This window comes from Oscillibacter sp. 1-3 (assembly GCF_000403435.2).
In the GTDB taxonomy this organism is placed as follows: Bacteria; Bacillota; Clostridia; order Oscillospirales; family Oscillospiraceae; genus Oscillibacter.
Map to the genome: position 1 here is coordinate 898,203 of NZ_KE159703.1, position 24,073 is coordinate 922,275.

The 24,073-nt window shown below is 66.5% G+C and carries 28 protein-coding genes; 12 read left to right on the forward strand and 16 right to left on the reverse strand.

The features are described from left to right. Positions 1-108: 108 nt before the first annotated feature. From C816_RS21570 to C816_RS04335, 5 genes are all read left to right on the forward strand, one after another. The gene (locus C816_RS21570) at positions 109-717 is read left to right on the forward strand and encodes a VanZ family protein (protein WP_016321196.1); all 609 of its coding nucleotides are present in this window, start codon (positions 109-111) and stop codon (positions 715-717) included. Then, a complete protein-coding gene (locus tag C816_RS04320) occupies positions 710-1,564 on the forward strand; it encodes an energy-coupling factor transporter ATPase (protein ID WP_016321197.1) in 855 nt (284 codons plus the stop codon). Before C816_RS21570 ends, C816_RS04320 begins: the two co-directional genes overlap by 8 nt. 13 nt (positions 1,565-1,577) lie before the next feature. Continuing rightward, positions 1,578-1,964 (forward strand): hypothetical protein, encoded by a 387-nt coding sequence (locus C816_RS04325; RefSeq protein WP_016321198.1) that lies wholly within the window; start codon positions 1,578-1,580, stop codon positions 1,962-1,964. A gap of 75 nt (positions 1,965-2,039) precedes the next feature. Next, positions 2,040-2,906 carry an energy-coupling factor transporter ATPase gene (locus tag C816_RS04330; protein WP_040654901.1) on the forward strand — a complete coding sequence of 289 codons (867 nt, stop codon included), beginning with the start codon at positions 2,040-2,042 and terminating at the stop codon, positions 2,904-2,906. Then, the gene (locus tag C816_RS04335; protein ID WP_016321200.1) at positions 2,900-3,706 is read left to right on the forward strand and encodes an energy-coupling factor transporter transmembrane component T family protein; all 807 of its coding nucleotides are present in this window, start codon (positions 2,900-2,902) and stop codon (positions 3,704-3,706) included. The genes C816_RS04330 and C816_RS04335 overlap by 7 nt, the downstream gene beginning before the upstream one ends. 5 nt (positions 3,707-3,711) lie before the next feature. On the opposite strand, the gene C816_RS04340 is transcribed toward C816_RS04335, so the two are convergent. Beyond that, entirely contained in the window at positions 3,712-3,954 is a 243-nt protein-coding gene (locus tag C816_RS04340; RefSeq protein WP_016321201.1) for a hypothetical protein, read from the reverse strand. Between the two features lie 166 nt (positions 3,955-4,120). Here C816_RS04340 and C816_RS04345 point away from each other — a divergent pair, with 166 nt between their 5' ends. From C816_RS04345 to C816_RS04375, 7 genes are all read left to right on the forward strand, one after another. Then, positions 4,121-4,348, forward strand: a complete 228-nt coding sequence (locus C816_RS04345; protein WP_016321202.1) for a helix-turn-helix domain-containing protein — start codon at positions 4,121-4,123, stop codon at positions 4,346-4,348. 281 nt (positions 4,349-4,629) lie between these two features. Continuing rightward, a complete protein-coding gene (gene truA, locus C816_RS04350; protein ID WP_016321203.1) occupies positions 4,630-5,385 on the forward strand; it encodes a tRNA pseudouridine(38-40) synthase TruA in 756 nt (251 codons plus the stop codon). Beyond that, positions 5,378-6,571 (forward strand): DUF5711 family protein, encoded by a 1,194-nt coding sequence (locus C816_RS04355; protein WP_016321204.1) that lies wholly within the window; start codon positions 5,378-5,380, stop codon positions 6,569-6,571. Before truA ends, C816_RS04355 begins: the two co-directional genes overlap by 8 nt. Before the next feature lie 57 nt (positions 6,572-6,628). Beyond that, complete coding sequence (locus tag C816_RS04360) at positions 6,629-7,264, forward strand: CvpA family protein (protein WP_016321205.1); 636 nt, start codon at positions 6,629-6,631, stop codon at positions 7,262-7,264. A gap of 58 nt (positions 7,265-7,322) precedes the next feature. Continuing rightward, complete coding sequence (locus C816_RS04365; protein ID WP_016321206.1) at positions 7,323-9,635, forward strand: ATP-dependent Clp protease ATP-binding subunit; 2,313 nt, start codon at positions 7,323-7,325, stop codon at positions 9,633-9,635. Between the two features lie 27 nt (positions 9,636-9,662). Beyond that, complete coding sequence (locus tag C816_RS04370) at positions 9,663-9,872, forward strand: hypothetical protein (protein WP_016321207.1); 210 nt, start codon at positions 9,663-9,665, stop codon at positions 9,870-9,872. A gap of 30 nt (positions 9,873-9,902) precedes the next feature. Further along, positions 9,903-10,712 (forward strand): 4Fe-4S dicluster domain-containing protein, encoded by an 810-nt coding sequence (locus tag C816_RS04375; protein ID WP_016321208.1) that lies wholly within the window; start codon positions 9,903-9,905, stop codon positions 10,710-10,712. A gap of 147 nt (positions 10,713-10,859) precedes the next feature. Here the strand turns inward: C816_RS04375 and C816_RS04380 are convergent, their stop codons facing one another. The 15 genes from C816_RS04380 to cobM are packed head-to-tail and all read right to left on the reverse strand — an operon-like array spanning position 10,860 to position 24,070. After that, positions 10,860-11,531, reverse strand: a complete 672-nt coding sequence (locus C816_RS04380) for a precorrin-8X methylmutase (protein ID WP_016321209.1) — start codon at positions 11,529-11,531, stop codon at positions 10,860-10,862. Beyond that, a complete protein-coding gene (locus C816_RS24180) occupies positions 11,528-13,033 on the reverse strand; it encodes a cobyric acid synthase (RefSeq protein ID WP_016321210.1) in 1,506 nt (501 codons plus the stop codon). The genes C816_RS04380 and C816_RS24180 overlap by 4 nt, the downstream gene beginning before the upstream one ends. Further along, positions 13,034-14,083, reverse strand: coding sequence for a pyridoxal phosphate-dependent aminotransferase (locus tag C816_RS24185; protein WP_016321211.1), 1,050 nt, complete (start codon positions 14,081-14,083; stop codon positions 13,034-13,036). Continuing rightward, positions 14,080-15,051, reverse strand: a complete 972-nt coding sequence (gene cbiB / locus C816_RS04395; protein ID WP_016321212.1) for an adenosylcobinamide-phosphate synthase CbiB — start codon at positions 15,049-15,051, stop codon at positions 14,080-14,082. The genes C816_RS24185 and cbiB overlap by 4 nt, the downstream gene beginning before the upstream one ends. 4 nt (positions 15,052-15,055) lie before the next feature. After that, on the reverse strand, positions 15,056-15,646 hold the full coding sequence (locus tag C816_RS04400; protein WP_016321213.1) for a histidine phosphatase family protein: 591 nt from the start codon (positions 15,644-15,646) through the stop codon (positions 15,056-15,058). After that, a complete protein-coding gene (locus C816_RS04405) occupies positions 15,640-15,978 on the reverse strand; it encodes a bifunctional adenosylcobinamide kinase/adenosylcobinamide-phosphate guanylyltransferase (RefSeq protein WP_016321214.1) in 339 nt (112 codons plus the stop codon). Before C816_RS04405 ends, C816_RS04400 begins: the two co-directional genes overlap by 7 nt. Next, positions 15,975-16,757: an adenosylcobinamide-GDP ribazoletransferase gene (locus C816_RS04410; protein WP_016321215.1), complete on the reverse strand. Its 783-nt coding sequence runs from the start codon at positions 16,755-16,757 to the stop codon at positions 15,975-15,977. Before C816_RS04410 ends, C816_RS04405 begins: the two co-directional genes overlap by 4 nt. Further along, positions 16,754-17,269: a bifunctional adenosylcobinamide kinase/adenosylcobinamide-phosphate guanylyltransferase gene (locus tag C816_RS04415; protein WP_016321216.1), complete on the reverse strand. Its 516-nt coding sequence runs from the start codon at positions 17,267-17,269 to the stop codon at positions 16,754-16,756. Before C816_RS04415 ends, C816_RS04410 begins: the two co-directional genes overlap by 4 nt. A 10-nt stretch (positions 17,270-17,279) precedes the next feature. After that, on the reverse strand, positions 17,280-18,338 hold the full coding sequence (gene cobT, locus C816_RS04420) for a nicotinate-nucleotide--dimethylbenzimidazole phosphoribosyltransferase (protein ID WP_016321217.1): 1,059 nt from the start codon (positions 18,336-18,338) through the stop codon (positions 17,280-17,282). Further along, positions 18,335-19,678, reverse strand: coding sequence for a cobyrinic acid a,c-diamide synthase CobB (locus C816_RS04425; RefSeq protein ID WP_040654610.1), 1,344 nt, complete (start codon positions 19,676-19,678; stop codon positions 18,335-18,337). The genes cobT and C816_RS04425 overlap by 4 nt, the downstream gene beginning before the upstream one ends. After that, on the reverse strand, positions 19,675-20,868 hold the full coding sequence (locus C816_RS04430) for a bifunctional cobalt-precorrin-7 (C(5))-methyltransferase/cobalt-precorrin-6B (C(15))-methyltransferase (protein WP_016321219.1): 1,194 nt from the start codon (positions 20,866-20,868) through the stop codon (positions 19,675-19,677). Before C816_RS04430 ends, C816_RS04425 begins: the two co-directional genes overlap by 4 nt. Continuing rightward, the gene (cobK, locus tag C816_RS04435) at positions 20,859-21,599 is read right to left on the reverse strand and encodes a precorrin-6A reductase (RefSeq protein WP_016321220.1); all 741 of its coding nucleotides are present in this window, start codon (positions 21,597-21,599) and stop codon (positions 20,859-20,861) included. The genes C816_RS04430 and cobK overlap by 10 nt, the downstream gene beginning before the upstream one ends. Further along, positions 21,596-22,330: a precorrin-3B C(17)-methyltransferase gene (cobJ, locus tag C816_RS04440; RefSeq protein ID WP_016321221.1), complete on the reverse strand. Its 735-nt coding sequence runs from the start codon at positions 22,328-22,330 to the stop codon at positions 21,596-21,598. Before cobJ ends, cobK begins: the two co-directional genes overlap by 4 nt. Continuing rightward, entirely contained in the window at positions 22,323-23,318 is a 996-nt protein-coding gene (locus C816_RS04445; protein ID WP_016321222.1) for a cobalt-precorrin 5A hydrolase, read from the reverse strand. The genes cobJ and C816_RS04445 overlap by 8 nt, the downstream gene beginning before the upstream one ends. Then, positions 23,315-24,070 (reverse strand): precorrin-4 C(11)-methyltransferase, encoded by a 756-nt coding sequence (gene cobM, locus C816_RS04450; protein WP_016321223.1) that lies wholly within the window; start codon positions 24,068-24,070, stop codon positions 23,315-23,317. Before cobM ends, C816_RS04445 begins: the two co-directional genes overlap by 4 nt. Positions 24,071-24,073: the final 3 nt, after the last annotated feature.

Here is a 24,073-nt window from a genome sequence, read left to right on the forward strand (position 1 = left end):
AAATTTGGGTTTATTTTTACCGTTTGTATTGACAAAAGCTGTCCGCCGCGCTGGCTGGATCCCTCTGGACATTCTGACGGCGGCCGATAGAAAGAGAGAAGACTGCCTATGCGTGTGATTCTCCAGGTTCTGGAGTACCTGAGGGGCATGCTGCCGGGAGCTGCGGCGGCGCTGGCGCTGTTCGTCTGCCTGCTTCCCTGGAGGAGGCGCTGTCTCAGGAGGCGGGGACTCACCAGCGGCGGGGCGCGGGAGGCGGGATTGCTGCTGCTGGCGATGTTCTCCGGCGGCATGGCGGTGCTGACGCTGTGTCCGCATCCGGCGTGGCTGCGGGCCGGGCTCCAGGGATATTGGTCGCCGTATTTCGGCGGCCGGGCTCTCCCGCTGGCTCACCGGGTGAACCTGATCCCCTTCTCCCAGGGGGACAGCCTTTTCAATATCGTCGGAAATGTGGTGATGTTCCTGCCCTTCGGCTTCCTGGCCGCCCTGCTCTGGCGGGGCTGGACCGGGCGGCGGGCGCTGTGCGCGGGACTTGGAATCACGGCGGGTATCGAGTGCTGGCAGGTATTGGTGGGCCGTTTTTTTGATATTGACGACATCATTTTGAACGCCCTGGGCGTGTTCTGCGGCTTTCTCCTCTGGAGAGGGCTGAGGCGGCTGGCTCCGGGGTTGGCGGGGAAATTCCATGTGGATTTGAATGAGGAAAATGTCCATGAATGAGATGATCGAAACTGAGAGCCTGCGCTTCGCCTACCCGGCGGACGAGGGCGGGGAGCCGGTGTTCGCCCTGCGGGGCGTGGACCTGGCCATTGAAAAGGGCAGCTTTGTGGTGGTCCTGGGCCACAACGGCTCCGGGAAGTCCACCCTGGCCAAGACCTTCAACGCCGTGCTGCTGCCGGCGGGGGGCAAGGTCTACGTGGAGGGCATGGACACCCTGGACGAGAGCCTCCTGCTGGCCATCCGCCAGCGGGTGGGCATGGTGTTCCAAAATCCGGACAACCAGATTGTGGCCAACGTGGTGGAGGAGGATGTGGCCTTCGCCCCGGAGAACCTGGGCGTTCCCTCGGAGGACATCCGGCGGCGGGTGGACGAGGCGTTGAAAACGGTGGGCATGTATGAGTTTGTCCGCCACGCCCCCCACCTTCTCTCCGGCGGGCAGAAGCAGCGCATCGCCATCGCCGGGGTGCTGGCCATGGAGCCGGAGTGCATCGTTCTGGACGAGGCCACGGCCATGCTGGACCCCGTGGGGCGGAAGGAGGTGCTGAGCACCGTCCACCGGCTGAACCGTGAGAAGGGCATCACCGTGGTGCTCATCACCCACCACATGAACGAGGCGGAGGAGGCGGACCGGGTCATCGTTATGGACGACGGAAAGGTGGCCATGGACGGCGCCCCGGCGGAGGTGTTCACCCAGGTGGCGGACCTGCGGCACATGGGCCTGACGGTGCCGGACACCGTGGACCTGCTGGACCGCCTGCGGCGGGCCGGGGTGGACGTGCCCCTGAACGCGCTGACGGTGGAGGCGTGCGCGGACGCCATTGCGGCGGAGATTGGAAATTTGAAATAGGGGGAATTGAGAAATGAAGCGATGGATGCGGGCCGGTCTGCTGCTGGCGCTGGTTCTGGGTCTGTGCGGCTGTTCCCAAAATCCGGAGGTCACGGTGGTCAATACGTTCGCCGCCACGCCGGAGGAGCTTGTCTCGGAGCGGATCGAGCAGGGCGAGGAAGTTACCACGCAGACCTACTACGAGCTGAGCGACGGCACCTGGAAGACGGATGACTGCGCCTATCAATACAGGCTGGTGGTGACGGGGCGGCTGCATAACGCCGTGAGGGACACCAGCTACACGATTCTCAGCAACATCGAGGAGATTACCTTCGACCAGGCGTGGAAGGCCAGCGGACTGAGCAGCAATTTGGAGGACTACTTTCAGGCGGAAGACGCGGTTTTTGTGGCCATCCAATAGGAGGCGCGGGAACTTTTGGAATATCAACGCGCAGGGGACACCCGCGCGGGAAGGGAAGAGACTGCCTTGGAGACCATGCAGCCCATTTTACAAGTGAAAAACCTGACCCACACCTACGGCGTCGGCACGCCCTTCCAGCGCAGCGCGGTGGAAAACCTGAGCTTTGACGTGCAGGCCGGGGAATTTCTGGGTATCATCGGCCACACCGGTTCCGGGAAGTCCACCCTGATCCAGCACCTCAACGGCCTTCTGCGCCCTACCTCCGGCCAGGTGCTGCTGAACGGCAGGGACATCTGGGCGGAGCCCAAAAAGATCCGGGACGTGCGGTTCCAGGTGGGGCTGGTGTTCCAGTACCCGGAGTATCAGCTCTTTGAGGAGACGGTGTACAAGGACATCTCCTTTGGCCCTGCCAACCAGGGAAAGACCGGGGCGGAACTGGACCGCGCCGTCCGGGAGGCCGCGCGGCTGGCGGGCATCCGGGACGAGCAGCTGATGAAGTCCCCCTTTGAACTCTCCGGCGGGCAGAAGCGCCGGGTGGCCCTGGCGGGGGTGCTGGCCATGGAGCCAGAGGTGCTGGTGCTGGACGAGCCCACGGCGGGCCTGGACCCGGCGGGCCGGGAGAACCTGATGGCCAACATCCGGGACTTCCACCGAAACCGCCGTACAACCGTGATTCTGGTGAGCCACAGCATGGACGAGGTCGCCCGGAATGTGGACCGGATTCTGGTTTTGAAATCCGCCCATGTGCTCATGAGCGGCACGCCGGCGGAGGTCTTTGCCCAGGCGGACGCGCTGATGGCCGCAGGGCTGGACGTGCCCCAGGTGACGAGGGTTGCCATGGCATTGAAGGCCCGGGGCCTGGACGTGGACCCGGCGGTGTACACCGTGGAGGACCTGGAGCGGCAGCTGCTGGCGCTGCGGAAGGGAGGGGCCCCATGCTGAAAGACATCACTCTGGGCCAGTACTTCCCGGGCGATACCCCGGCCCACCGGCTGGACCCCCGGACGAAGATCCTGCTGGTGCTGCTGTATATCATCGCGCTGTTCTGCGCCAAGGGGGCGGCGGGCTACGGCGTGCTGGCTCTGACGCTGGCGGCATGCGTCCGCGTTTCCAAGGTGGGCCTCAAGGCGCTGGTGCGGGGGTTGAAGCCGGTGCTGTTCATCATCATCTTTACGGGGCTTTTGAACCTGTTCTTTACGCCGGGCACCCGGAACCTGGCGGAGTGGGGGCCGGTGCGCATCTCGGACACCGGCGTTCACAACGCCGTCTTTATGGTGCTGCGGATCATGCTGCTGATTATGGGCACCTTTCTCATGACCTACACCACCAGCCCCATCAGCCTCACCGACGGGCTGGAGCGGCTGCTGAACGGCCTGAAACGGCTCCGTGTGCCGGTCCATGAGCTGGCCATGATGATGTCAATCGCCCTGCGGTTCATCCCCACGCTGATCGAGGAGACGGATAAGATCATGTCCGCCCAGAAGGCCCGGGGGGCGGACTTTGAGAGCGGGAACCTGGTCCAGAAGGCCAAGGCCCTGATCCCCATTCTGGTGCCCCTCTTTATCAGCGCCTTCCGCCGGGCCGACGAGCTGGCCACGGCCATGGAGTGCCGGTGCTACCACGGCGGCGAGGGGCGGACGAAGCTCCATGTGCTCAAATACGAGGGGCGGGATTATATCGCGCTGGCCATGGGGGCCGTCATTCTGGCGGGGGTCATCGTCCTGGGGCACTTCGGCATCTGAGTCCCTCAGTCCCGTGGGGGCTGGTGGAGGGGCTGCAGCAGAGAGAGCCCCAGGCAGAGTCCGGTGGAGAACGCCGCCGTGGACCAGCGGAGGTAATAGCTGGATAACAGGTCGCAGACCTCGAACTGACTCCCCTGGTCCAGGGGCAGCTTGTGAGCTGCCAGGATCTCTGCCTTGTCATATATGCCCTGCTCCCGCAGGACCGTGTCGCCATAGGTGTTAAACAGCTTTTCCAACAGAGATTTCATGAAAATTCCTCCTTTGTGTGGCCGTTGTTCCGGAGTTGATTTTGTGATAAGGTATTTCGAGGAAGATCGATGATAACCATTATGCAACGTGAATTCTCGTAAATTGATAGAAAATACGATAATTCGCGTAAAATTGGCAAGCGTACAGACAGGAGGGCGGTTTCTGATGGATAATGCGCGTTCTGCCGCGCTGATTAAGGCTCGCTGCAAAGAAAAAGGGATTTCTGTCAGTAGGCTTCTGGCGGAATGCGGCGTCCGAAGGGGCTTGATTTACGATATGGAGAGGCGGGACTGGACGCCATCTCCCGCGATTTTGGAAGAAATCGCCGACTATCTGGACTGCTCCGTGGACTACCTTCTGGGCCGTACGGACAATCCGGATGTTAACCGCTAGAAGAAACCCGCCGTTCCAAACGCCAGAGAAAGACAGCGGGGAGAGAGGTAAACAGAGTCCGGTACCTCCCGGGCCCCAGGGCCCCCCAAGGCCACCGTGTCCTTGCCTTACTCCCATGCGGAACAGCCAGCCATCCTCCACCGGCGGCCGGAGGTACGCGCCTGGAGCGGACGACCCGTCGCAGCCTTTTTTCACTGGCCGACAGCCGCTTTTCTGTTTCACGAAAAAGAAAAGCGGGGGGCGGATTCCCTCCGGGAATCTCGGAAGAGTAGGAGACGCTTATGCGCAACATCGCACTGAAACTCATGTACAACGGCACCGCCTACCACGGCTGGCAGGTACAGAAAAACGCCGACTCTGTCTGCGAGACGCTGCAAAAGGCCCTGGAGAAGATCACCGGGGAGAAAGTGCACCTCACCGGCTGTGGCAGGACCGACGCCGGCGTCCATGCGGAGCGGTACATCGCCAACTTCCGTACCGAGAGCCGCATCCCCGTGGACCGGCTGCCCTTCGCCGTCAACACCCACACGCCGGAGGACATCGCCGTGGAGTCGGCCTACGAGGTGGCGGAGGATTTCAACGCCATCGGCTCGTGCCTGAAAAAGGAGTATACCTACCGCATCTACAATTCCCGGTTCAAAAACCCCTTTTATGTCAACCGGGCCTACTTCTACCCCAAGCGGCTGGACGAGGAATTTCTCAACCGGGCGGCCCATATGTTCGTGGGCACCCACGACTTTCGGGCGGTGCGCTCCGTGGGGACAGAGACCAGGTCCACGGTCCGCACCATCTATTGGTGCGACGTCGCCCGCAGCGGGGAACTTTTGGAATTGAAGGTCTGCGCCAACGGATTTTTGTATAACATGGTACGGGCCATCACCGGCACCGTGCTCTACGCGGCGGAGGGGAAATTCACCCCGGAGGACATTCCCGCCATATTAGAGAGCGGCGACCGGACCCTGGCGGGGCCCACGGTGCCGCCGGGGGGACTGTACCTCTCAAGACTTTGGTATGAGGATGAACGGCTCAATGGCTAACAGGACGAGGGACATCTGGAATGACGACGACGGCGCGGGGAAGGCGGAGCGGCGCTCCGGACCTCTGCGGCGGTTTCTCATTTTTTTCCTGGCCCTGGCGGCGGTGCTGGCGGTGGCGCTGGCGGCGGCCTACCGGGACGGCACCGGGTTTGACGTGCTGCGCCGGTATTTGAACTACGGCGGCTCCGCCAGCTCCGGCGAGGAGCGGTACCGCTACGCCGCCTCTCCAACCAGCCGCTTCGCGGTGCTGGGGGACCAGCTGGTGGTGCTGTCTGAAAACTCCCTGAGCCTTTTGAACCGGGACGGCGGAGAGACCTGGTCCGCCCAGGTGAAGATGTCCGTCCCGGCCCTGACCTGGGGCGGCGGCCGGGTGGCTGCCTATGACGTCGGCGGCAGGTCGCTGTACGTTCTGGACCAGAAGGGCGAGGTGTTCCACCTGGAGACGGAGGAGGATGAGCCGCTGATCTCCGCCACGCTGAACGGCAAGGGAATTCTAACGGTGACGGCGGAGCGGCGGAATGCCAAGGGCGCCGTGTACGCCTATAACGCGGACATGACGCGGGTGATGTTTGACATGACCTCCGGCGAGCGGTTTGTCACCGAGGCCCGGGTCAGCGACGACGGGAATACCCTGGCGGCAGTGCGGCTGGGGCAGGAGGACGGCGTGTTTGTCAGCAACGTGGTGCTCTACGACCTGCGGGAGGCGGGGGAGAAGGAGCCCCTTGCCAGTTACAGCATACCCAATGGGATGGCGCTCGCCTCCGGCGAGCAGGATGGCAGCCTTGTGGCCGTGACGGACACCTGCGTGGCCTGCGCCTCCTATTCCGGCAGGCTGGAGGCCAGCTATGACTACGGCGGGGCCTACCTGCGCAGTTACAGCCTGGGGGAGGAGTTCACTGCGCTGCTGCTGAACCGCTACCAGGCCGGAAACGTGGGACGGCTGGTCACGGTGGACGCGGAGGGCGCGGAGCTGGGCAGTCTGGAGATCCACGAGGAGGTCCGGAGCCTCTCTGCGGCGGGACGGTATCTGGCGGTACTGTACACGGACCGGCTGGTGGTGTATAATGAAAACCTGCAGGTATATGCCTCTCTGTGGGGGATCAGCGGGGTCTCCTCGGCGCTGATGCGGCCGGACGGCTCGGCGCTGCTGCTCTCGTCGGAGTCCGCCAGCCAGTTCCTCCCATAGAAGCGAAAAATTTGCGGTGAGTTCACAAAACGTTTACAGCGTGAAAGGTAGGAAAATGTGACGGTACCTGTTATAATAGACATCATTGCGGCGGCCCTGCTGCTCGGATTTACGCTCTATGGGGCGAAACGGGGACTGTTTCGCGCCCTGGCGGGACTGCTGATTATAGTGCTGGCCCTGGTGGGCGCCCGCTTCGCGGCGGAGACTTTGGCGCCAGCCGTGGCAAGGCTGGCAGCGCCCGCCATTGAGCGGCACATTGAAAAGCGGCTGGACGAGGCTCTGCCGGACACTGCGGGCCAGATGCCGGAGGCGGCCCTCCCGGAGGAGCTGCTGGGCCTTCTGGGAATCACGGGCGGCCGGTTGGAGGATCTGGCGGAGCAGGCCCGGGCGGGCGTCCGGGAGACCGGGGTGTCCATCCTGTCCGCCGTGGCCCGGAGCGTGACGGAGTCCTTTTTCTACGCGGCCCTCTACATCCTGGCTTTTTTACTGCTGGCGGTTTTGCTGAATCTGGCCGCGAAGGCTATGGACCTGGCGTTAAAGCTGCCGGTGCTCCACGGCGCCAACGCCCTGGGCGGGGCGGCGGTGGGGCTGGCGGAAGGCGCGCTGGCCGTGTTTTTGCTGGTTCTGCTGGCGCAGAGACTGGGCGTCTCCCCGGAAGGGAGCTACATTTTACAATTCGCGTCCCGGATCTGACGGACGGGATGCCTTGCAACCTCAGCGGCGTGGCCGCTGGATTTTCTGGAGGTATACGATGCAGCCTACACTTTGTTCAAGATGCAAGAAAAATGTCGCCGTGGTGTTCATCTCCAAGCTGGACGGCGATAAGCCCATCAACGAGGGACTGTGCCTCAAGTGCGCCAAGGATCTGGGACTGCCCCAGGTGGACGACATGATGAAGCGCATGGGCATCTCCGACGAGGACCTGGAGACCATCAACACGGAGATGATGCAGGCCTTTGACGGGGTGGAGAATATCGAGGACCTGCCCGGCGGCGAGGAGAGCGGCGGGGAGGAGGAGGACGGCAAGACCGCCACCTTCCCGTTTTTGAACCGTCTGTTCTCCTCCGGCGAAAAGCCCGCCAAGGAGGAGCCCGCCGAGGAGGGCGGCTCCCGGGGCGGCCGGGAGAAGAAGGACGCCAAGAGCGGCAAGCGGAAGTATCTGAACAGCTACTGCATCTCCCTCAGCGACAAGGCCAAGGAGGGCAAGCTGGACCCGGTGATCGGACGGGCCCAGGAGATTGAGCGGGTGGTGCAGATCCTGAACCGCCGGCAGAAGAACAATCCCTGCCTTATCGGCGAGCCCGGCGTGGGCAAGACCGCCATTGCCGAGGGACTGGCCCAGCGGATCGCGGAGGGGGACGTGCCCTTCAAGCTGCGGGAGAAGGAGGTCTACCTTCTGGACCTCACCGCGCTGGTGGCCGGCACACAGTTCCGCGGCCAGTTTGAGAGCCGCATGAAGGGCCTCATTGACGAGGTGAAGCGGCTTGGCAACATCGTTTTGATGATTGACGAGGTTCACAGCATCGTGGGCGCCGGCGACGCCGAGGGCAGCATGAACGCCGCCAACATCTTAAAGCCCGCCCTCTCCCGGGGGGAGATTCAGGTCATCGGCGCCACCACCTTCAACGAGTACCGCAAGTCCATCGAAAAGGATACCGCCCTGGAGCGGCGCTTCCAGCCGGTGACGGTGAACGAGCCCTCCATTGAGGACTCCGTGGAGATTTTGAAGGGCCTGGCCCCCAACTATGAGAAGTTCCACGGCGTGAAGATCTCCGACGGTATCCTCCGCCAGGCGGTGGTGCTCAGCGAGCGGTACATCACCGACCGATTTTTGCCGGACAAGGCCATTGACCTCATTGACGAGGCCTGCTCCGACCTGAACCTGAAAGACCCGGACATCTCCCGCAGAATGCAGATCCAGCGGGAGCTGGACGACTATGAAAAAGAACGCATTATGCTGGAGGAGAAGGAGGAGAAGATCGAGGGGGACTACGCCCGCATGGCGGAGCTCAAAAGCCGGGAGCTGCAGCTGAACACGGAGCTCACGGCCCTGTGCGAGAAGGGAGACCCGCAGCTGTCCATGGAGAATTTGGCCCACGTCATCGAGCTTTGGACCAAGATCCCCGCCTCCCGCATCCGGGAGCAGGAGTTCCAGCGCCTGAGCCAGCTGGAGCAGCGGCTCAAGGGCCACATCATCGGCCAGGACGAGGCGGTCTCCGCCGTGTCCGCCGCCGTGCGCCGTAACCGGGTGGGCATCTCCCCCAAGCACAAGCCCGTCAGCTTTATCTTCGTGGGGCCCACCGGCGTGGGCAAGACGGAGCTTGTCAAGCAGCTGGCCAGCGATCTTTTCAACACGCCGGACGCCCTGATCCGGCTGGATATGTCCGAGTTCATGGAGAAGCACTCCGTCTCCCGCATCGTGGGCTCCCCCCCGGGGTACGTCGGCTATGACGAGGCGGGCCAGCTGACGGAGAAGATCCGCCGCAAGCCCTACGCCGTGGTGCTCTTCGACGAGATTGAAAAGGCCCACCCGGACGTTTTGAATGTCCTCCTCCAGATCCTGGACGACGGCGAGATCACCGACGCCCACGGGCGGAAGGTGAACTTTGAGAACACCATCATCGTCATGACCTCCAACGCCGGCAGCGCCACCAAGGAGGGCACCGTGGGCTTTGGCCGCACCCAGCAGGAGCAGGACGCGGACCGGGCCATGAAGGCCCTCCAGCAGTTCCTGCGGCCGGAGTTCATTAACCGGGTGGACGCGGTGATTACCTTCAACCGCCTGACGGAGGAGCACTTCCAGTCCATTGCCCGGATCATGCTGGAGGAGCTGGTCGCCTCTCTGAAAGAGAAGGCCGTAACGCTCACCTATGACGACGCCCTGGTGGAGCTGCTGACCCGCAAGTCCTACTCCAGGACCTACGGCGCCCGGAACCTCCGGCGGACCATCCAGAAGGAGCTGGAGGACCCCATGGCCACACGGATCATCGACAGCTATGAGAGCCCCATCACCCAGATCCGGGCCACAGCTGAGGAGGAAGCGGTCAAGCTGTACTGCCTGTAATTTTGATTTTGAAAGGGAAGCGTATATATGCTGTTTCGCAGGGATATGGACCCCCGGTGCGCCTACTGCCAGCGGGGGCAGCAGATCAACGAGCGGGAGGTGGCCTGTGTGAGGCGGGGCATTGTGCCGGTGGAGAACAACTGCCGGGCATTCCGCTATGACCCCATGAAGCGGGTGCCGCCCCGTCCGGCGGTGCTGGAGACCGAGCGGCTGAAACCGGAGGATTTCGCCATTTGACCGTGGTTTTCCGGGGAGAGGAGAAGCGAGATGGAATTGAAAAAAGTCTGGGCGGTGTATTACAGCGCCACCGGGACTACGGCCAAGGTGGTCCGCTCCATGGCGGAGGCCCTGGCGGAGCGTCTGGGCCTGCCCATGGAGGAGCGGAGCTTCACCCGGCCCAAAGAGCGGGCAGAGGCGCTGGCCTTCACGGCGGCGGACATTGTGGTAGTGGGTTCGCCCACCTACGCGGGGAAGCTGCCCAACAAGCTCCTGCCGGATTTCCAGGAGAAGCTCCGGGGAAACGGGGCGCTGGCGGTGCCCGTGGTGCTCTTTGGCAACCGAAGCTATGACAACTCCCTGGCGGAGCTGCGGGCGGTGCTGGAAGCGGGGGGGTTTTGCCCCGTTGCGGCGGGGGCCTTTGTGGGCCGCCACGCCTTTACGGACGAGCTTGCCTTCGGCCGCCCCGCCTGGAGTGATTTGGAGGAGATCAAGGACTTTGCCGGGAAAATCGCGGAGAAAGCGGGCAATCCCGCGCCGGTCCAGGTGCCCGGGGACCCGGCGGCGCCGTACTATATCCCCAAGGGATTGGACGGGGAGCCAGTAAAGTTCCTGAAGGCCAAGCCCAGGACAGATCTTGCCAGGTGCAGCAACTGCGGGGCCTGTGCCCGGGCCTGTCCCATGGGCGCCATTGACCTGGAAAACACGGCGGAGGTGCTGGGGACGTGCATCAAGTGCCAGAGCTGCGTGCGCAAGTGTACCCGGGGGGCCAAGTACTTCGACGATCCGGCGTTTTTGTCCCATGTGGCCATGCTGGAGCGGGATTTCCGGGAGCCCAAGGAGAATCAGGTGTTTTTGTGAGAAAAGGCAGAGGGGGCCGGACGCAAATGCGTCCGACCCCCTTTTTTGAGTGCGGTTAAAATTGGAAAACGCCTGGGCCTCGCCCAAATCCGCAGGGGCTTTGCCCCCACCGCCCTTTGAAAAGGGCGGCCCTAAACTTTATCGCTGTTACTGCCACCCTCGGGCGGCGGGGTCCAGCGTCTCCGTGGCGGCGTACAGCAGCGCATTGCAGATGGCAGCGGCCACGTTGCTGCCGCCCTTCCGTCCCATGGCCGCGATGGCGGGAACGCCGCGGGCCTCACAGGCGGCGAAGAGGATCTCCTTGCTCTCTTCCACATTCACAAATCCCACTGGCACGCCGACGACCAGGGCGGGCCGCAGGCCCTCCTCCATCAGCTCCGCAATCCGCAGCAGCGCCGTGGGTGCGTTGCCCACCGCCAGAAGGGCGCCGGGGTGCTCCCGCGCCGCCCGTTCCATGGAGACCGCCGCCCGGGTGAGGCCCCGCTCTTTGGCCAGTTTTGCCACCTCCGGCTCCGCTATGAAGCAGTGGAGCCCGCAGCCCAGCTTTTCCAGGCTGGGTCGGCTGATGCCCGCCTTTGCCATGTTGGTGTCTGTGACGATGGGGACGCCCCGCCGCAGTGCGGCCTGACCCAGCTCCGCCGCCCCGGGGGTGAAGCGGAGATTTTTCGCATAGTCGAAGTCCGCGGTGGTGTGGATGACCCGCTTTACCACCGCCTCGTGCTCCGGCGGCAGGACGATGCCCCGCTCCGCAAGCTCCGCAGCGATGATGGACATGCTGGTCCGCTCGATGTCCCCGGGCAGGGTGTGGCGTGTGTTCATGGCGACATTCCTCCTGTTCCGTATCGGGCGTACCGCTCCATGGCCTTGTAGACGGCGGTCATGTCCAAGCTGGAGCGCACGGCGTCCGCCAGCAGGTCGTACTGCCGCTCCTGATAGGCCAGGCGGCTCTCCACCGCAGTCTCCGATGGGGAGAGGCCTCTGCGCCCCAGGAGCCAGGCGGCCAGCCGCTCCGTCAGCGCGCCGCTGTCAAAGAGGCCGTGAAGATAGGTGCCGAACACGTTCCCAACGGCGGCGCCGTCCTCCTGGCCGGTTTCCAGGCGGCAGAAGGGAATGCCCTCCGTGCGCCGGGTCAGGCCCATGTGAATCTCGTACCCGTCGATTTCCACCCCGGCGAAGGGGCCCGCCGTGACGGCGGCGGCGATCCGGGTGCGGGTCTTTTGGGGGGAGAACACGGTCTTGCAGGGGAGCAGGCCCATGCCCCGCAGCTCGCCGCCCCGCTCCACGCCCTCCGGGTCGGAGAGGGTCTGACCCAGCATCTGGTAGCCGCCGCAGATCCCCAGCACCGGCACGCCTGCCGCCGCCAGCTTCAGGACGGCGGCCTCCAGGCCGCTCTGCCGCAGCCAGAGGAGATCGTCCATGGTGCTCTTGGTGCCCGGGAGAATCACCAGGTCCGGCGTCCCCAGGGAGGCGGCGCTGTCCGCGTACCGCACCCCCAGGGCGCCGTGGCTCTCCAGGGGGGAGAAGTCTGTGAAGTTGGAGATGCGGGGCAGGCGGATCACGGCAATGTCCACGGCCCGGCGGACCCGGGTCTCCTCCAGCCGGGGAGAGAGGCTGTCCTCGTCGTCGATGTCCGCCCGGGTGTAGGGCACCACCCCCAGCACCGGGATGCCGGTTTTCTCCTCCAGCATGGCAAGGCCCGGCTCCAGCAGCGCCGGGTCCCCCCGGAACTTGTTGATGACAAGGCCCGCGATCCGCTCCCGCTCCCAAGGCTCCAGCAGGGCGGCGGTGCCGTAGAGCTGGGCGAACACGCCGCCCCGGTCAATGTCCCCCACCAGCAGGACGGGGGCGTTCACCAGCTCCGCCAGCCCCATGTTCACAAAGCTGTCTCCGTCCCGCAGGTTGATCTCCGCAGGACTGCCGGCCCCCTCGATGACGATGACGTCGTACTGGGCGGCAAGGCTCTCATAGGCCGCCAGTACCTCCGGAATCAGGCTCTTTTTCATCCGGAAGTAGCCGGCTGCCTCGTACTGGCCCTGCACCTCCCCCAGGACGATGAGCTGGCTTCCGGTGTCGCTGGAGGGCTTGAGGAGCACGGGGTTCATCCGCACGTCCGGCTCGATGCCCGCCGCCTGGGCTTGGACTGCCTGGGCCCGGCCCATCTCCAGGCCGTCCCGGGTGATGTAGCTGTTCAAAGCCATGTTCTGGCCCTTGAAGGGGGCCGTCCGCCAGCCGTCCTGGCGGAAGATGCGGCACAGCGCCGCCGCCAGCAGACTCTTTCCCGCGCCGGACATGGTGCCCTGCACCATGATGCACCGCGCCATTTACAGCACCTCCTCCATGATTTTCAAAAAGAGATCGTTTTCCGCCTCTGTGCGCACCGCCGAGCGGTACCAGCCGGGGCCGAGACCATAGTAATTGGAGCAGTTCCGGATCAGAACGCCCCGCTCCGCCAGCCGCCGGGGCAGATCGGGAACGCCGCAGAAGAACAGCAGGTAGTTGGCCTCCCCAGGGCAGACCCGGCAGCCCAGGGCTGCCAGCCCTGCCGAGAGGCGCGGCCGCTCCTGCCGGATCAGCCGCCGGAGGGCCTCCGGACCCGCTGTGTCCGCCAGGGCCGCCATGCCCGCCGCCTGGGCAGGGGCGGAAACCGACCAGGGCGGACCGCCGCGCCCCATGGCCTCCAGCAGGGCGGCGTCCTGGCTGAGGGCGTACCCCAGCCGCAGGCCCGCAAGACCCCGGCTCTTGGTGAAGGCCCGCAGGATCAGCAGGTTCTCATAGCGCCGGAGGGATTTCAGCAGGGTATGCGCCTCCGGGTCGGCCAGAAGATCGTTGAAGCACTCGTCCACCGCCAGGAGCGTACCGCAGGCGGCGCAGTGCTCCAGAATCCGCTCCAGCAGCGAAAGGCCTGTGGTGCGGCCTGTGGGGTTGTTGGGCTCGCACAAAAACAGCAGATCCAGCCCGGGGACGATGGCGGTGAGGATGTCCTCTGTGACGGCAAAACCGTTCTTCTCATACAGAGGAAATCGGGACACGCGGCACTCCCACAGGGTCAGGGCGTTTTCGTACTCAGAGAAAGTGGGGGCGGTGACCAGAGCCCTTCCGGGCCGCCGGGCCGCCGCCAGACGGTAGATCAGATCCGCCGCCCCGCTGCCGCAGAGAATCCAGTCCGCCGGTACGCCGTGGTACGCCGCCAGCTTTTCCCGCAGGGCGCGGCACAGGGGGTCCGGATACCGCCCCGCCTCCGCCAGAGCCGCCTCCGCCGCCCGCCGGACGGGCTCCGGCGTCCCCAGGGGGCTGACGTTGGCGGAGAAGTCCAGAGGCGTACTGCCGTATGTTTCTGCAAAGCCGGCCCAGTCGCCGCCGTGGTCCGTCATAGGCTCACTCCTTTGATGATGAGTATCCGCAGTGCGCACAGCAGCGCCAGACAGAGAACGCTGGCGGCGTACAGCATCCGATTTGCCCGGAGAATGTCCCGGGGCTCCGCTTCCCGCAGGGCGTCGCCGATAAAGGGCTTGCCGTGAATCTGCCCGAAGTAGGACGCGGGTCCGCCCAGCCGGATGCCCAGGGCCCCGGCCATGGCGGATTCCGTCTGGGCGGAGTTGGGGCTGGCGTGGCGCCGGCGGTCCCGCCGCCAGATCCGCCAGGCGCCGGGAAGGCTTTCCCCCGTCAGGCCCGCCGAGAGGACCAGCAGCAGCGCCGCCAGCCGGGCGGGGAGGAGGTTGACGGCGTCGTCCAGCTTCGCCGCGGCGCGTCCGAAGTGGAGATACCGGTCGTTTTTGTAGCCCACCATGCTGTCCATGGTGTTGACGGCCTTACAGCACAGGGCCAGGGGCGCGCCGCCCAGGAGCATATAGACCATGGGGGAGGCCACGCCGTCAGCGAAGTTCTCCGCCACCGTCTCCACCGCTGCCCGGGTCACGCCCTGGGGGCTGAGAGCGCCGGTGTCCCGCCCCACAATGCGTCCCACCGCCCTCCGGGCCTCCTCCAGCGTGCCGCCGGTGAGGCTCCTGCGCACGTTTTCGCTCTCCGCCGCCAGGCCCCGCACGGCCAGGGCCTGCCAGCACCAGACGGTTTCCAGCGTGAACGCCAGGACGGGGTGGATCAGGCGGCAGAGGTGGAGCAGGCCCAGGGAGAGGGCCAGGGTTCCCAGGGGCAGCGCCGCCGCCAGGACCCATCCCGCGGCCCGCTCGCCGCCCGGCGTCCCGGGGAAGAGGGCCCGCAGGCGGCGCTCCAGGAATGTGATGCACCGGCCCATCCCCACCACCGGGTGGGGCATCCAGGCCGGGTCCCCCAGCAGCAGGTCCAGCGCGAAGCCGCCCAGAGCGGCATAGATGATCTCCATAGTCTCAATCCCTTGTAAACCGTACTTCTTTGATGAGCTCCAGCCGGCGGTGATCCCGCCAGGGGGCGGCGTCCAGCAAAAAACCGCCGCCGCAGGGGGACTTCCAATCAAAATATCCCCGGGGCGGCAGGGCAAAGCGTTCCAGCGCCGCCATCTGGGTGCCGCTGTGGGCTACGATTACAAGACGCTCCGCGCAGGAGGCAAGCTCCTGGTCCACCAGCTGGGCAAATGCTCCGCAGACCCGGTCTGAAAATTCCACGCGGCTCTCCCCGCCGGGACAGGGGCCCGTGCAGCCGCTCTCCACCCAGGCCCGGTAATCGGAATCGCGCTCCATCTCCCGCCAGGTCCGGCCCTCAAAGACGCCGAAGTCCATCTCCGTCAGGGCGGGGACGGGAATCCGCGCCGCGCCGGAGAACAGGGTTGCGGCGGTCTCCGCCGCCCGGGAGAGGGGGGAGACATAGACGCTCTCCGGGGAGAAGTCCGCCGGCGCCAGGGCCGCCCGGCCCGCGGGGGAGAGAGGAATGTCGCTTCGGCCCTGGTAGCGGCCCTCTGCGTTATAGGACGTAGCGCCGTGGCGCAGAAGATAGATCAGCACGGGAGATGTCCTTTCAGCACCTGGGGCAGGCCGCAGCAGACCCGGATTACCGTGTCCGCCCGCTCCGCCAGGAGGCAGCTGAGCCGCCCTGCGGCCTCCCGGGCGGCCCGTTCCGCCGGGTCCGTGGGCACCAAGCCGCCGCCCACCTCTGTGGCGATGACAATCTCCCGCCGGGAGAGGGCCTCCGCCAGGGCGGGGAGGTCCGGGGCCGCCGCCGCCAGTTCCTGCACGTCCCGCACGGCCCGCCGGGCGAATTCGTCCGGCGAGATGCCCAGGGCGGCGCAGATGCAGCTCTGTTTGCCCGCCAGCAGCGGGCCTGTGACAAAGATCATGACAGCCTCCTCAAAAAAGGTTCCAGATACTGCGCGGCGCAGGCCGCGGCCAGCATCCACAACTCGGCGGTCTGTAAAAACCAGCCCGCCAGATCCCCGGAGATCCCGCCGAAGGTGTTCCGGGCCATGGAGCGGTAGAAGAGAAATACGCCCAGGGCCGCCGCCGCCATGGAGATTCCCGCTGGGCCCCGCAGGCACAGCAGTGCAGCCAACAGGGCAGAGAGCGCCGCCAGCAGGGCGCGGAGCCGCCGCCGGTCCGCCGCCGCGGCGAAGGTGTGGGCAAGGCCAGTATCCCGGGCCAGGGGAAAGGCGGCGATGGCCAGTCCGGACAGGGCCCGGGACAGGCAGAAGGACAAAAGGAAGGCAGGGCCCTCGTACCGGGGCAGGGCCGTCCACAGCGCGAAGGAGGCCAGGAAATAACAGCACAGCCGGATGGCGGCAAAGGCCCCCAGATGGGGGTCCTTCAAAATCTCCTGCCGCCGCTGGGGGGAGGCGTGGCTGGCCAGGGCGTCGCAGGTGTCGGCATAGCCGTCCAGGTGGACGCCGCCGGTGATGAGCGGAGGCAGCAGGCACAGTCCCGCCCCCCGCAGGATGGCCGGCAGGGTCAGAACGCCGCACAGGGCGTCCCAGGCCCAGCAGGCTCCGCCGGAGACAAGGCCCACCAGGGGAAAGGCCGCCAGCATCCAGCGCATATGCTTTTCGTCCCAGGGTACCTGGGGGACGGGCAGGGCCGAGAACATGGAAAACGCGGCGGCAGCGGCGCCCAGAACGGTTTTCACGGCAGGGGCCCTCCCTTCAAATAGTTGGGCAGTCCGCAGATCACCTCCGCCACGGTGTCCGCCCGGGCCGCGAGAAGGCGGTTGATCCGTGCCAGGGCGCGCAGGTAGCGGAGGGTGTCCTCTTCGCAGGCCGTGCCGCCGGAGAATACCTCGTTGGTGACCACGGTCAGATGGCCGCACCGGGCCAGCAGGGCGTCCACGCCCCGGAGGACCGCCTCCTGGCCGCCGCCCTCCGGGTCATAGAGCTCGTTGGCGGTCAGGTTGCTCATGCACTCCAGCAGGACGTTGGCCCCTGCCGGGACCTCCGCCCCCGCCAGGTCCGTGTACCGCTCCAGGGTCTCAAAGCCCTTATCCTGCCGGAGACGGCGGTGGCGGGCGATGCGGGCGCGGCACTCCTGATCCCAGGGCCGCATGGTGGCGAGATAGATCCGCCGTCCGGGCAGGCGTACGACGCGGGACTCGGCGTACTCGCTCTTGCCGCTGGCGGCGCCGCCGATGACCAGTGTGAACATGAGCGCCTCCTTATTGCGGGACGTAGGCGTCAATGCCCAGACGTCCGAAGGTCTGGCCGCTGCGATAGACTGCCAGGGCCATGTCCAGCAGGGGAAGGACCGCCGCGGCCCCGCTGCCCTCTCCCAGGCGCATTCCGGCGGAGATCAGGGGACTGAGACCCAGGGCCTCCAGCATCAGCCCGCCCGCTGGTTCGGCGGAAACGTGGCTGGGAAGCATGGCGAACTCCGCTCCGGGCCGCAGCCGGGCAGCGCACAGCGCCGCCGCGCCGCTGATGAATCCGTCGATCACCACAGGAACGCGGTACAGCGCGCCCCCCAAAAACACGCCGCACAGACCTGCGATGTCCAGCCCGCCCACTTTGGAGATGACGTCCACAGGGTCGGAGGGGTCCGGACGGTTCAGTGCGACGGCCCGCTCAATGGCGGCGATCTTCCGGGCAAGCCCGGCGTCGGACAGGCCCGCCCCCCGGCCGGTGACCTCCCATGGGGACTTATCCAGCAGGACGGATGCCAGGGCGCTGGAGGTGGTGGTGTTGCCGATGCCCATCTCCCCGGTGGCGATGATGGACGCGCCGCTCTCCCGGCACTTTCGCACCAGCTCCGCCCCCAGCTCAATGGCGTGGACGCATTCCGTCCGGGTCATGGCGGGGCCCTGGGTGATGTCCGCCGTGCCGTTTCGCACCCGGCGGTCCCACACGCCGGGTGTGGGGGAGAAGTCCGCCATCCCCATGTCCACGGGAACGACCCGGCACCGGGCGCACCGGGCCATGTGGCAGACGGTGCTCTCCCCTGCGGCCAGGGCCCGGGCCACGGAGGCGGTGACGGAGCTGCCGCACTGGGTGACCCCCTGGGCCACCACGCCGTTGTCGGCGCACAGCACCAGCAGCGTCCGATGGTCAAGGGTGATGTCCGGGCTCCCGGTCACCGCCGCAATCCGGGCCAGGGAGTCCTCCAGCAGTCCGAGACTCCCCAGGGGCTTGGCCAGGCCGTCCCATTGGGCCAGACAGGCGGCCCTGGCGGCCTCGTCGGGGCCGGTGATCTGCGCCAGGATTTCCGAAAGCGTTTTCATATGTGTTCCTCTCTCCAGCGGGCGGCCCGGTCCGCAAAGCGCCGGGCCAGGGGCAGCTGGCCGTTAAAGTGCAGGTGAGGGAAGGCGGCGTACAGGGTGGGGGAGGCAAAGCCGCAGCGCCACGCGGTCTCCCGGCCCGCCTTTTGGGCCGCCAGGGCCGTGCCGTTTTCCGTGCAGTCCCAGTAGTGGAACTCGTGGGCGGGGACCGTCTCGCCCCGGCGCAGCAGCAGGCTGTCGGAATCCGCTGTCAGCGTCAGGTAGCCGAAGCGCTGCAGGCGCCCGGTTTGGAACCCTGCGCCCGCCAGCGCGCCGGCCATGGGCCAGGGGGTTCCGGCGTCATCCTCCAGCGTCCGCTGGAGATAGAGGAAGCCGCCACACTCCGCGACAGTGGGCAGGCCCACCGCGACGGCGCGCCGGATACTCTCCCGCATAGCTGCGTTTTCGCTCAGGGATCGGGCGTGGAGCTCCGGGTATCCCCCCGCCAGATACAGCCCGTCGATGCCGGAGGGCAGTTCCCGGTCCCGCAGGGGGCTGAAAAAGACCAGCTCCGCGCCGCTTTGACGCAGGGCGTCCAGATTGTCCTCGTAGAAAAAGCAGAATGCCTCATCCCGGGCTATGGCGATCCGGCAACGGGCCGGGGCGGGGACAGGGGCGGTAAACGGGTCAGACGCGGCCCTTGCCAGAGCCAGCAGAGCGGGAACATCCACGGTCCGCTCCAGCTGAGCGGCCAGGGCCTCGATCCGGGCGGAGAGGTCCGTGATCTCCCCGGCAGTCAGCAGGCCCAGGTGGCGGCTGGGAAGGACCGCCTCCTCCATGGGGGGCAGAAAGCCCAGCACCGGCAGGCCCGTCTCCCGCTCCAGGATGGGAGCCAGGTGGGTGTGGAGAGCGGGCCTGCACGCATTCAGCAGCACTCCTGCCAGATGGCTGGGAGTGCGGAAGGACTGGAGTCCCCGTATCTGGGCCGCCAAGGTCAGGCTGGAACCGGCGGGGCGCACCACCAGCACCGCCGGAATGTCCGCCGTGTCCGCCGTCTGCCAGGCGCTGGATTCCGCGGTGCCGGCTACGCCGTCGTAAAACCCCATGGCTCCCTCCAGCAGGGCCAGATCCGCCCGCTGGCAGGCCAGGGTGCGCCGCACGCCCTCCGGCCCCTGTAAGAAGAGATCCAGGTTCCGGCTGGGGGTGCCGAGCGCCTGCGTGTGAAACATGGGGTCGATGTAGTCCGGGCCGCACTTGAAGGACTGCACGGAGATTTCCCGCCGTTTCAATGCTGCCAGCAGGGCGCAGGCGACGGTGGTCTTTCCGCTGCCGCTGTTCATAGCGCTGAGCATCAACCGCCTCAAGGCCGCACCCCCGTGATGAGGAACACCGGGTTCTGAGCTGTCAGCAGGTGAAGCGGTCCCGCCGGTTTTCCCCGGGTGACGGCGATTTGTGTGACCTCCGTTTCCCAGTCCAGAGCCGTGAGAGTCTCCAGAGCGGTGTGCAGCGTCTCCAGGGCGATGGCGGAGACGCAGACCCGGGCGTTGAGGTTTGCGTCATGGACGGCCTGCAAAATCCGGGGCAGTTCGCCGCCGCTGCCTCCCACGAATACCGCGTCCGGTTTGGGCAGAGCGTCCAGGGCCTCCGGGGCTGCGCCCTCCACCGGGCGCAGGTTCCAGGCGCGAAACCGCTCCCGGTTGGCCCGCAGCAATTCCAGGGCCTCCGGATTTCGCTCCACGGCCCAGACCGCCTTGGATTGCAGAGCCAGCTCCACACTGACGCTGCCCGTGCCCGCGCCGATGTCCCAGCACACATCCTCCGGGCCCGCCGCCAGCTTTCCCAGGGCGGCGGCACGAATCACCTGTTTTGTCATGGGAACCCCGCCCCGCAGAAACGCCTCGTCGGGAAATCCCGGCGTCCGCCGGGGAAAGGTGGGGGCGGCCTCTGCCAGAAGTACGCTCAAAGGAGCGAAGTCCCGCCGGGCGAACTCCGCCGCCGTGCCGGATTCAATATGTTCCTCCGGGTAGGAGATATTCTCTCCCACAGTCACGGACAGCGTTCCCAGCCCGGCCTCCGCCAATTGGCGGCACAGCGCCGTGGGGCCCAGGGTCCCGCCGGTGAGGAAGCAGGCGGGCCTGCCCCGGCACACCGCCTCCACGGCGTCGCACTCCACCCCGTGGGCGGAGCGGAGGACCCAGTCCTGCCAGGGGCGGCCCAGCCGCGCGGCCAGGTACTGCACGCTGGAGACGCCGGGGAGAACCCGGGCCCCGATGCCCCGCTCTGCCAGCAGGGGCAGGAGACTCCGGGCGCCGGAGTAAAAGCCGGTGTCCCCGCTGTACAATACGCAGGCGTTTTCACAGCCGGAGTCCAGCAGCAGTTGTACGATCTCCCGAGGCTTGACGGCGCTCCTGCGCCGGGGGGTGATGCCCTCCGGCAGATGGTCCAGCAGCCGCTCCGCGCCCACCAGGAAGTCCGCCTGGGCCAGGGCCTCCCGAACCTCCGCCGTGACCGTGGCCGCCGTTCCGCAGCCAAGACCCGCCAGTGTCACCTGCATAATAATTCCTCCTTGATCCAGGATAGAACCGCCTCCAGACCGACGCCGCCGTCGGCGGGACGTTCCACCAGCACCAGACGGGCGCCCGTGTTTTGCGCGGCGGCCAGCTTTTCGCCAAAGCCGCCGGGGCCGCCGCCGTCCTTGGTCACAAGCCACATGATGCGGTACTGTTCCAGCATGGCCTCGTTCAGCTTTTGCGTGAAGGGGCCCTGGAGGGCCAGAATGTTCCGGTGGGGCAGGCCCAGGGCCTCACAGGCCGCGATGCTCTCATGGGTGGGAAGCACCCGGGCGTAGAGCCGCTCCGGCGGCAGGCGCGAGAAGGCCGCAAGCTCCTTAGAGCCGGTGGCCAGCAGGATATTGCCGGTCTGCTCCGCCAAAAAGGCGGCGGCGCCGGCACAGCTGGACACCCGGACCACGTTCTCCGCGGGACTCGCAGGCCGCAGGAGCCGCCGCAGGGGCGTATTCGTGTTTTCGCAGGCCGTCCGGACTGCGGCGGTGACGATCTTTGCGTAGGGGTGGGTGGCGTCTACGCAGCAGTCAAAGCCCGCCAGCAGAGATTCCATGGCGCTCTGGTCCAGCCGTCCCGTCAGCACGCGGACGCCGGGCAGTCCCGCCAGCTCCTCGGCTCCCAGGGGCGTCGCCACGCTGACGGCGACCTCCGCCCCCAGGGCGGCGGCCCGCTCCGCCAGGACGCGGCCCTCGGTGGTACCGCCGAAAATCAGCAGCCTCATGCCTTGGCCTCATAGCCCCGGGGGGTGACCATCCGGCCGCTCACCGTCCGGGTGGCGCTGCTGCCAATGAACACGGTGGTGAACATATCCACCGTCTCCTCCCGCAGCTCGCTAAGGGTCAGCACCCGGCGCTCCTGTCCCTCCCGGCCGATATTCCGCACCCAGCCGCAGACGGTCTCCGGGCCCTTCTCCCGCAGCAGGATGTCACAGGCCCGCCGCAGATAGTCCGCCCGCTTTTTGGAGGAGGGGTTGTACAGGCATATGGAAAAATCCCCCCTGGCGGCGCAGAGAAGGCGGCTTTCAATGGTCTCCCAGGGGGTCAGCAGGTCCGACAGGGAGATGACGCAGAAGTCGTGCATCAGCGGCGCGCCCAGCGCCGCCCCGCCGGAGAGGGCGGCGGTGACGCCGGGGACCACCTCCACCTCCACCTCCGGAAATTCCGGGCAGAGCTGGAGAAGAGGACCGGCCATGCCGTAGACCCCGGCGTCGCCGCTGCACAGCATAGCCACTGTCCGCCCGGACCGGGCGGTCTCCATGGCCCGCCGGCAGCGCTCCCGCTCCCGGGTCATGGGGGTGGTGAAAACCTCCTTGTCCGGGTACAGGGGCCGCACCAGATCGATATACACCGTGTAGCCGCACAGCACCTCCGCCCGGTCCATGGCCTCCCGGGCCTGGGGCGTGATCTGGTCCGCTCCGCCGGGACCGATGCCCACCACATACACCTTATTCATCCCGCCATCTCCAATCCGGGGAGAAGGGCGCCAGGGCCGCCGCCATGGTCACGCCGTCTCCCGCCTGTTTTTTTACAATCAGCGCTCCGCCGCTGCCCAGAACCGCGGCCCGCTCGCACACGTTGTCCACCCCGGTGACGCTCTGTACGAAAGCGGAGGGGGAGAAGCGGCCCTCCACGTCCCGAAGCGCCTGGGCGGAGAAGGTCTCAAGGGGGAGGCCGCGGTTTTGGCAGAAGGCCAGAAGTCCGGGTTCCTCCCGTTTTAAGTCAATGCTGCACGCCTTATAAAAGGCCAGCGAGTTCAGCCCGCTCTTCTCCAGAAGCGCCGCAAAGGCCCGCTCCAGGAGCGCCGCGGGCGTGTCCCTCCGGCACCCCACTCCCAGCACGGCGATGATGGGAATCAGGCGCAGGGCGTCCCCGCTCTCCCGGCGGAGAGTGAGCATGGCGTCGCAGCTGTGCTCCGCCGCCGGGGCCGTATGCTCCGGCGGCCGGCCCGTGATGGGCCAGGGGCTGTAAATGCCGGCGGTCTCGCCGGCGAGCACCTTGGAGGAAACGCGGACAATGGCCTCCGGATTTTCTACCCGGCAGTTCTGCCGCCTGGCCCACTCGTCCACGGCGAAGAGGCCCCGGACGTCCGTGGCGGTGGTGATGACCGGCACCGCGCCGCACTGGGCGGCGATCCTCCGGGCCAGGTCGTTGGCCCCGCCCAGATGGCCGCTGAGGATGGGCACCGCGAAGCGGCCCGCCTCGTCCACCACCACCACCGCCGGGTCCGCGGCCTTGTGGCAGACGTGGGGGGCGATGGCCCGCACGGCGATGCCCGCCGCCCCCACAAAGACCAGGGCGTCCGCCTGGGCAAAGCCGTCGGTGGTCCAATCCGCCAGTCCCAGGGGTGCGCCGCAGCGGGCGGCCTCGCCGCCCAAGGCCCCGGCCAGCGTTTGGGCCAGGGCGAATCCACGGGCCGTAAAGGCCAGCAGCCGAAGGGTCATTGGGAGGCCTCACGGAATCCCGTGGTAAAGGATGGATCGTAGAGTTTGCTCCGCTGGTAGTCCGGCTCCAGAAAATCGCCCACCAGCACCAGGGCCGTTTTGGTGATGCTGTGCTCCCGCCCAGCCTTCGCCAGGGTGCCCACAGTGCAGCGGACCACCTTCTCCTCCGGCCAGGTGGCCTTGTACACCAGGGCCGCCGGGGTGTCAGAGGTATAGGCCCCTTTCAGGAGCTCGGCCTGGAGTCCCTCCAGCATCCCCGCCGAGAGAAAGACCGCCATGCTGGCCCCGTGGCGGGCCCAGGCGGCGATGGACTCCGCCTCCGGCACCGGCGTGCGTCCGGCCATGCGGGTGATGACCACCGACTGGCTCACGCCGGGCAGGGTGTACTCCGCCCGGGCGGCGGCCGCCGCGCCGCAGAAGCTGGAGACCCCCGGCGTATCGTCGTAGGGGATGCCTCGGGTGTCCAGGGCGTCCATCTGCTCCCGGATGGCTCCATAGAGACAGGGGTCGCCGGTGTGGAGACGGACGGTGGTTTTTCCCGCCCGCTCCGCCGCCTCCATGACAGAGAGAACCTGCTCCAATGTCATCTCCGCGCTGTTATGAATCTCACAGTCTGCCTCGCACAGCTCCAGCAGGGCGGGGTTCACCAGGCTGCCGGCGTAGATGACCACGCCCGCTGCTTTTAAGAGCTCCGCGCCCCGGAGGGTGATGAGGTCCGGCGCGCCGGGCCCCGCTCCAACAAAATGGATCATAGC

Bases quoted from the DNA above. Each gene is read 5' to 3' on its own strand.
- truA (WP_016321203.1), top strand. From the start codon at position 4,630: ATGCGCAACATCGCACTGAAACTCATGTACAACGGCACCGCCTACCAC.
- C816_RS04320 (WP_016321197.1), top strand. From the start codon at position 710: ATGAATGAGATGATCGAAACTGAGAGCCTGCGCTTCGCCTACCCGGCG.
- C816_RS04370 (WP_016321207.1), top strand. From the start codon at position 9,663: ATGCTGTTTCGCAGGGATATGGACCCCCGGTGCGCCTACTGCCAGCGG.
- C816_RS21570 (WP_016321196.1), top strand. From the start codon at position 109: ATGCGTGTGATTCTCCAGGTTCTGGAGTACCTGAGGGGCATGCTGCCG.
- C816_RS04355 (WP_016321204.1), top strand. From the start codon at position 5,378: ATGGCTAACAGGACGAGGGACATCTGGAATGACGACGACGGCGCGGGG.
- C816_RS04325 (WP_016321198.1), top strand. From the start codon at position 1,578: ATGAAGCGATGGATGCGGGCCGGTCTGCTGCTGGCGCTGGTTCTGGGT.
- C816_RS04405 (WP_016321214.1), bottom strand. From the start codon at position 15,978: ATGATCTTTGTCACAGGCCCGCTGCTGGCGGGCAAACAGAGCTGCATC.
- C816_RS04380 (WP_016321209.1), bottom strand. From the start codon at position 11,531: ATGAACACACGCCACACCCTGCCCGGGGACATCGAGCGGACCAGCATG.
- cobK (WP_016321220.1), bottom strand. From the start codon at position 21,599: ATGAGGCTGCTGATTTTCGGCGGTACCACCGAGGGCCGCGTCCTGGCG.
- cobM (WP_016321223.1), bottom strand. From the start codon at position 24,070: ATGATCCATTTTGTTGGAGCGGGGCCCGGCGCGCCGGACCTCATCACC.
- C816_RS04375 (WP_016321208.1), top strand. From the start codon at position 9,903: ATGGAATTGAAAAAAGTCTGGGCGGTGTATTACAGCGCCACCGGGACT.
- C816_RS24180 (WP_016321210.1), bottom strand. From the start codon at position 13,033: ATGGCGCGGTGCATCATGGTGCAGGGCACCATGTCCGGCGCGGGAAAG.
- cbiB (WP_016321212.1), bottom strand. From the start codon at position 15,051: ATGGAGATCATCTATGCCGCTCTGGGCGGCTTCGCGCTGGACCTGCTG.
- C816_RS04335 (WP_016321200.1), top strand. From the start codon at position 2,900: ATGCTGAAAGACATCACTCTGGGCCAGTACTTCCCGGGCGATACCCCG.
- cobT (WP_016321217.1), bottom strand. From the start codon at position 18,338: ATGAAAACGCTTTCGGAAATCCTGGCGCAGATCACCGGCCCCGACGAG.
- C816_RS04345 (WP_016321202.1), top strand. From the start codon at position 4,121: ATGGATAATGCGCGTTCTGCCGCGCTGATTAAGGCTCGCTGCAAAGAA.
- C816_RS04340 (WP_016321201.1), bottom strand. From the start codon at position 3,954: ATGAAATCTCTGTTGGAAAAGCTGTTTAACACCTATGGCGACACGGTC.
- C816_RS04365 (WP_016321206.1), top strand. From the start codon at position 7,323: ATGCAGCCTACACTTTGTTCAAGATGCAAGAAAAATGTCGCCGTGGTG.
- C816_RS04330 (WP_040654901.1), top strand. From the start codon at position 2,040: ATGCAGCCCATTTTACAAGTGAAAAACCTGACCCACACCTACGGCGTC.
- C816_RS04415 (WP_016321216.1), bottom strand. From the start codon at position 17,269: ATGTTCACACTGGTCATCGGCGGCGCCGCCAGCGGCAAGAGCGAGTAC.
- C816_RS24185 (WP_016321211.1), bottom strand. From the start codon at position 14,083: ATGACGGACCACGGCGGCGACTGGGCCGGCTTTGCAGAAACATACGGC.
- C816_RS04445 (WP_016321222.1), bottom strand. From the start codon at position 23,318: ATGACCCTTCGGCTGCTGGCCTTTACGGCCCGTGGATTCGCCCTGGCC.
- cobJ (WP_016321221.1), bottom strand. From the start codon at position 22,330: ATGAATAAGGTGTATGTGGTGGGCATCGGTCCCGGCGGAGCGGACCAG.
- C816_RS04430 (WP_016321219.1), bottom strand. From the start codon at position 20,868: ATGCAGGTGACACTGGCGGGTCTTGGCTGCGGAACGGCGGCCACGGTC.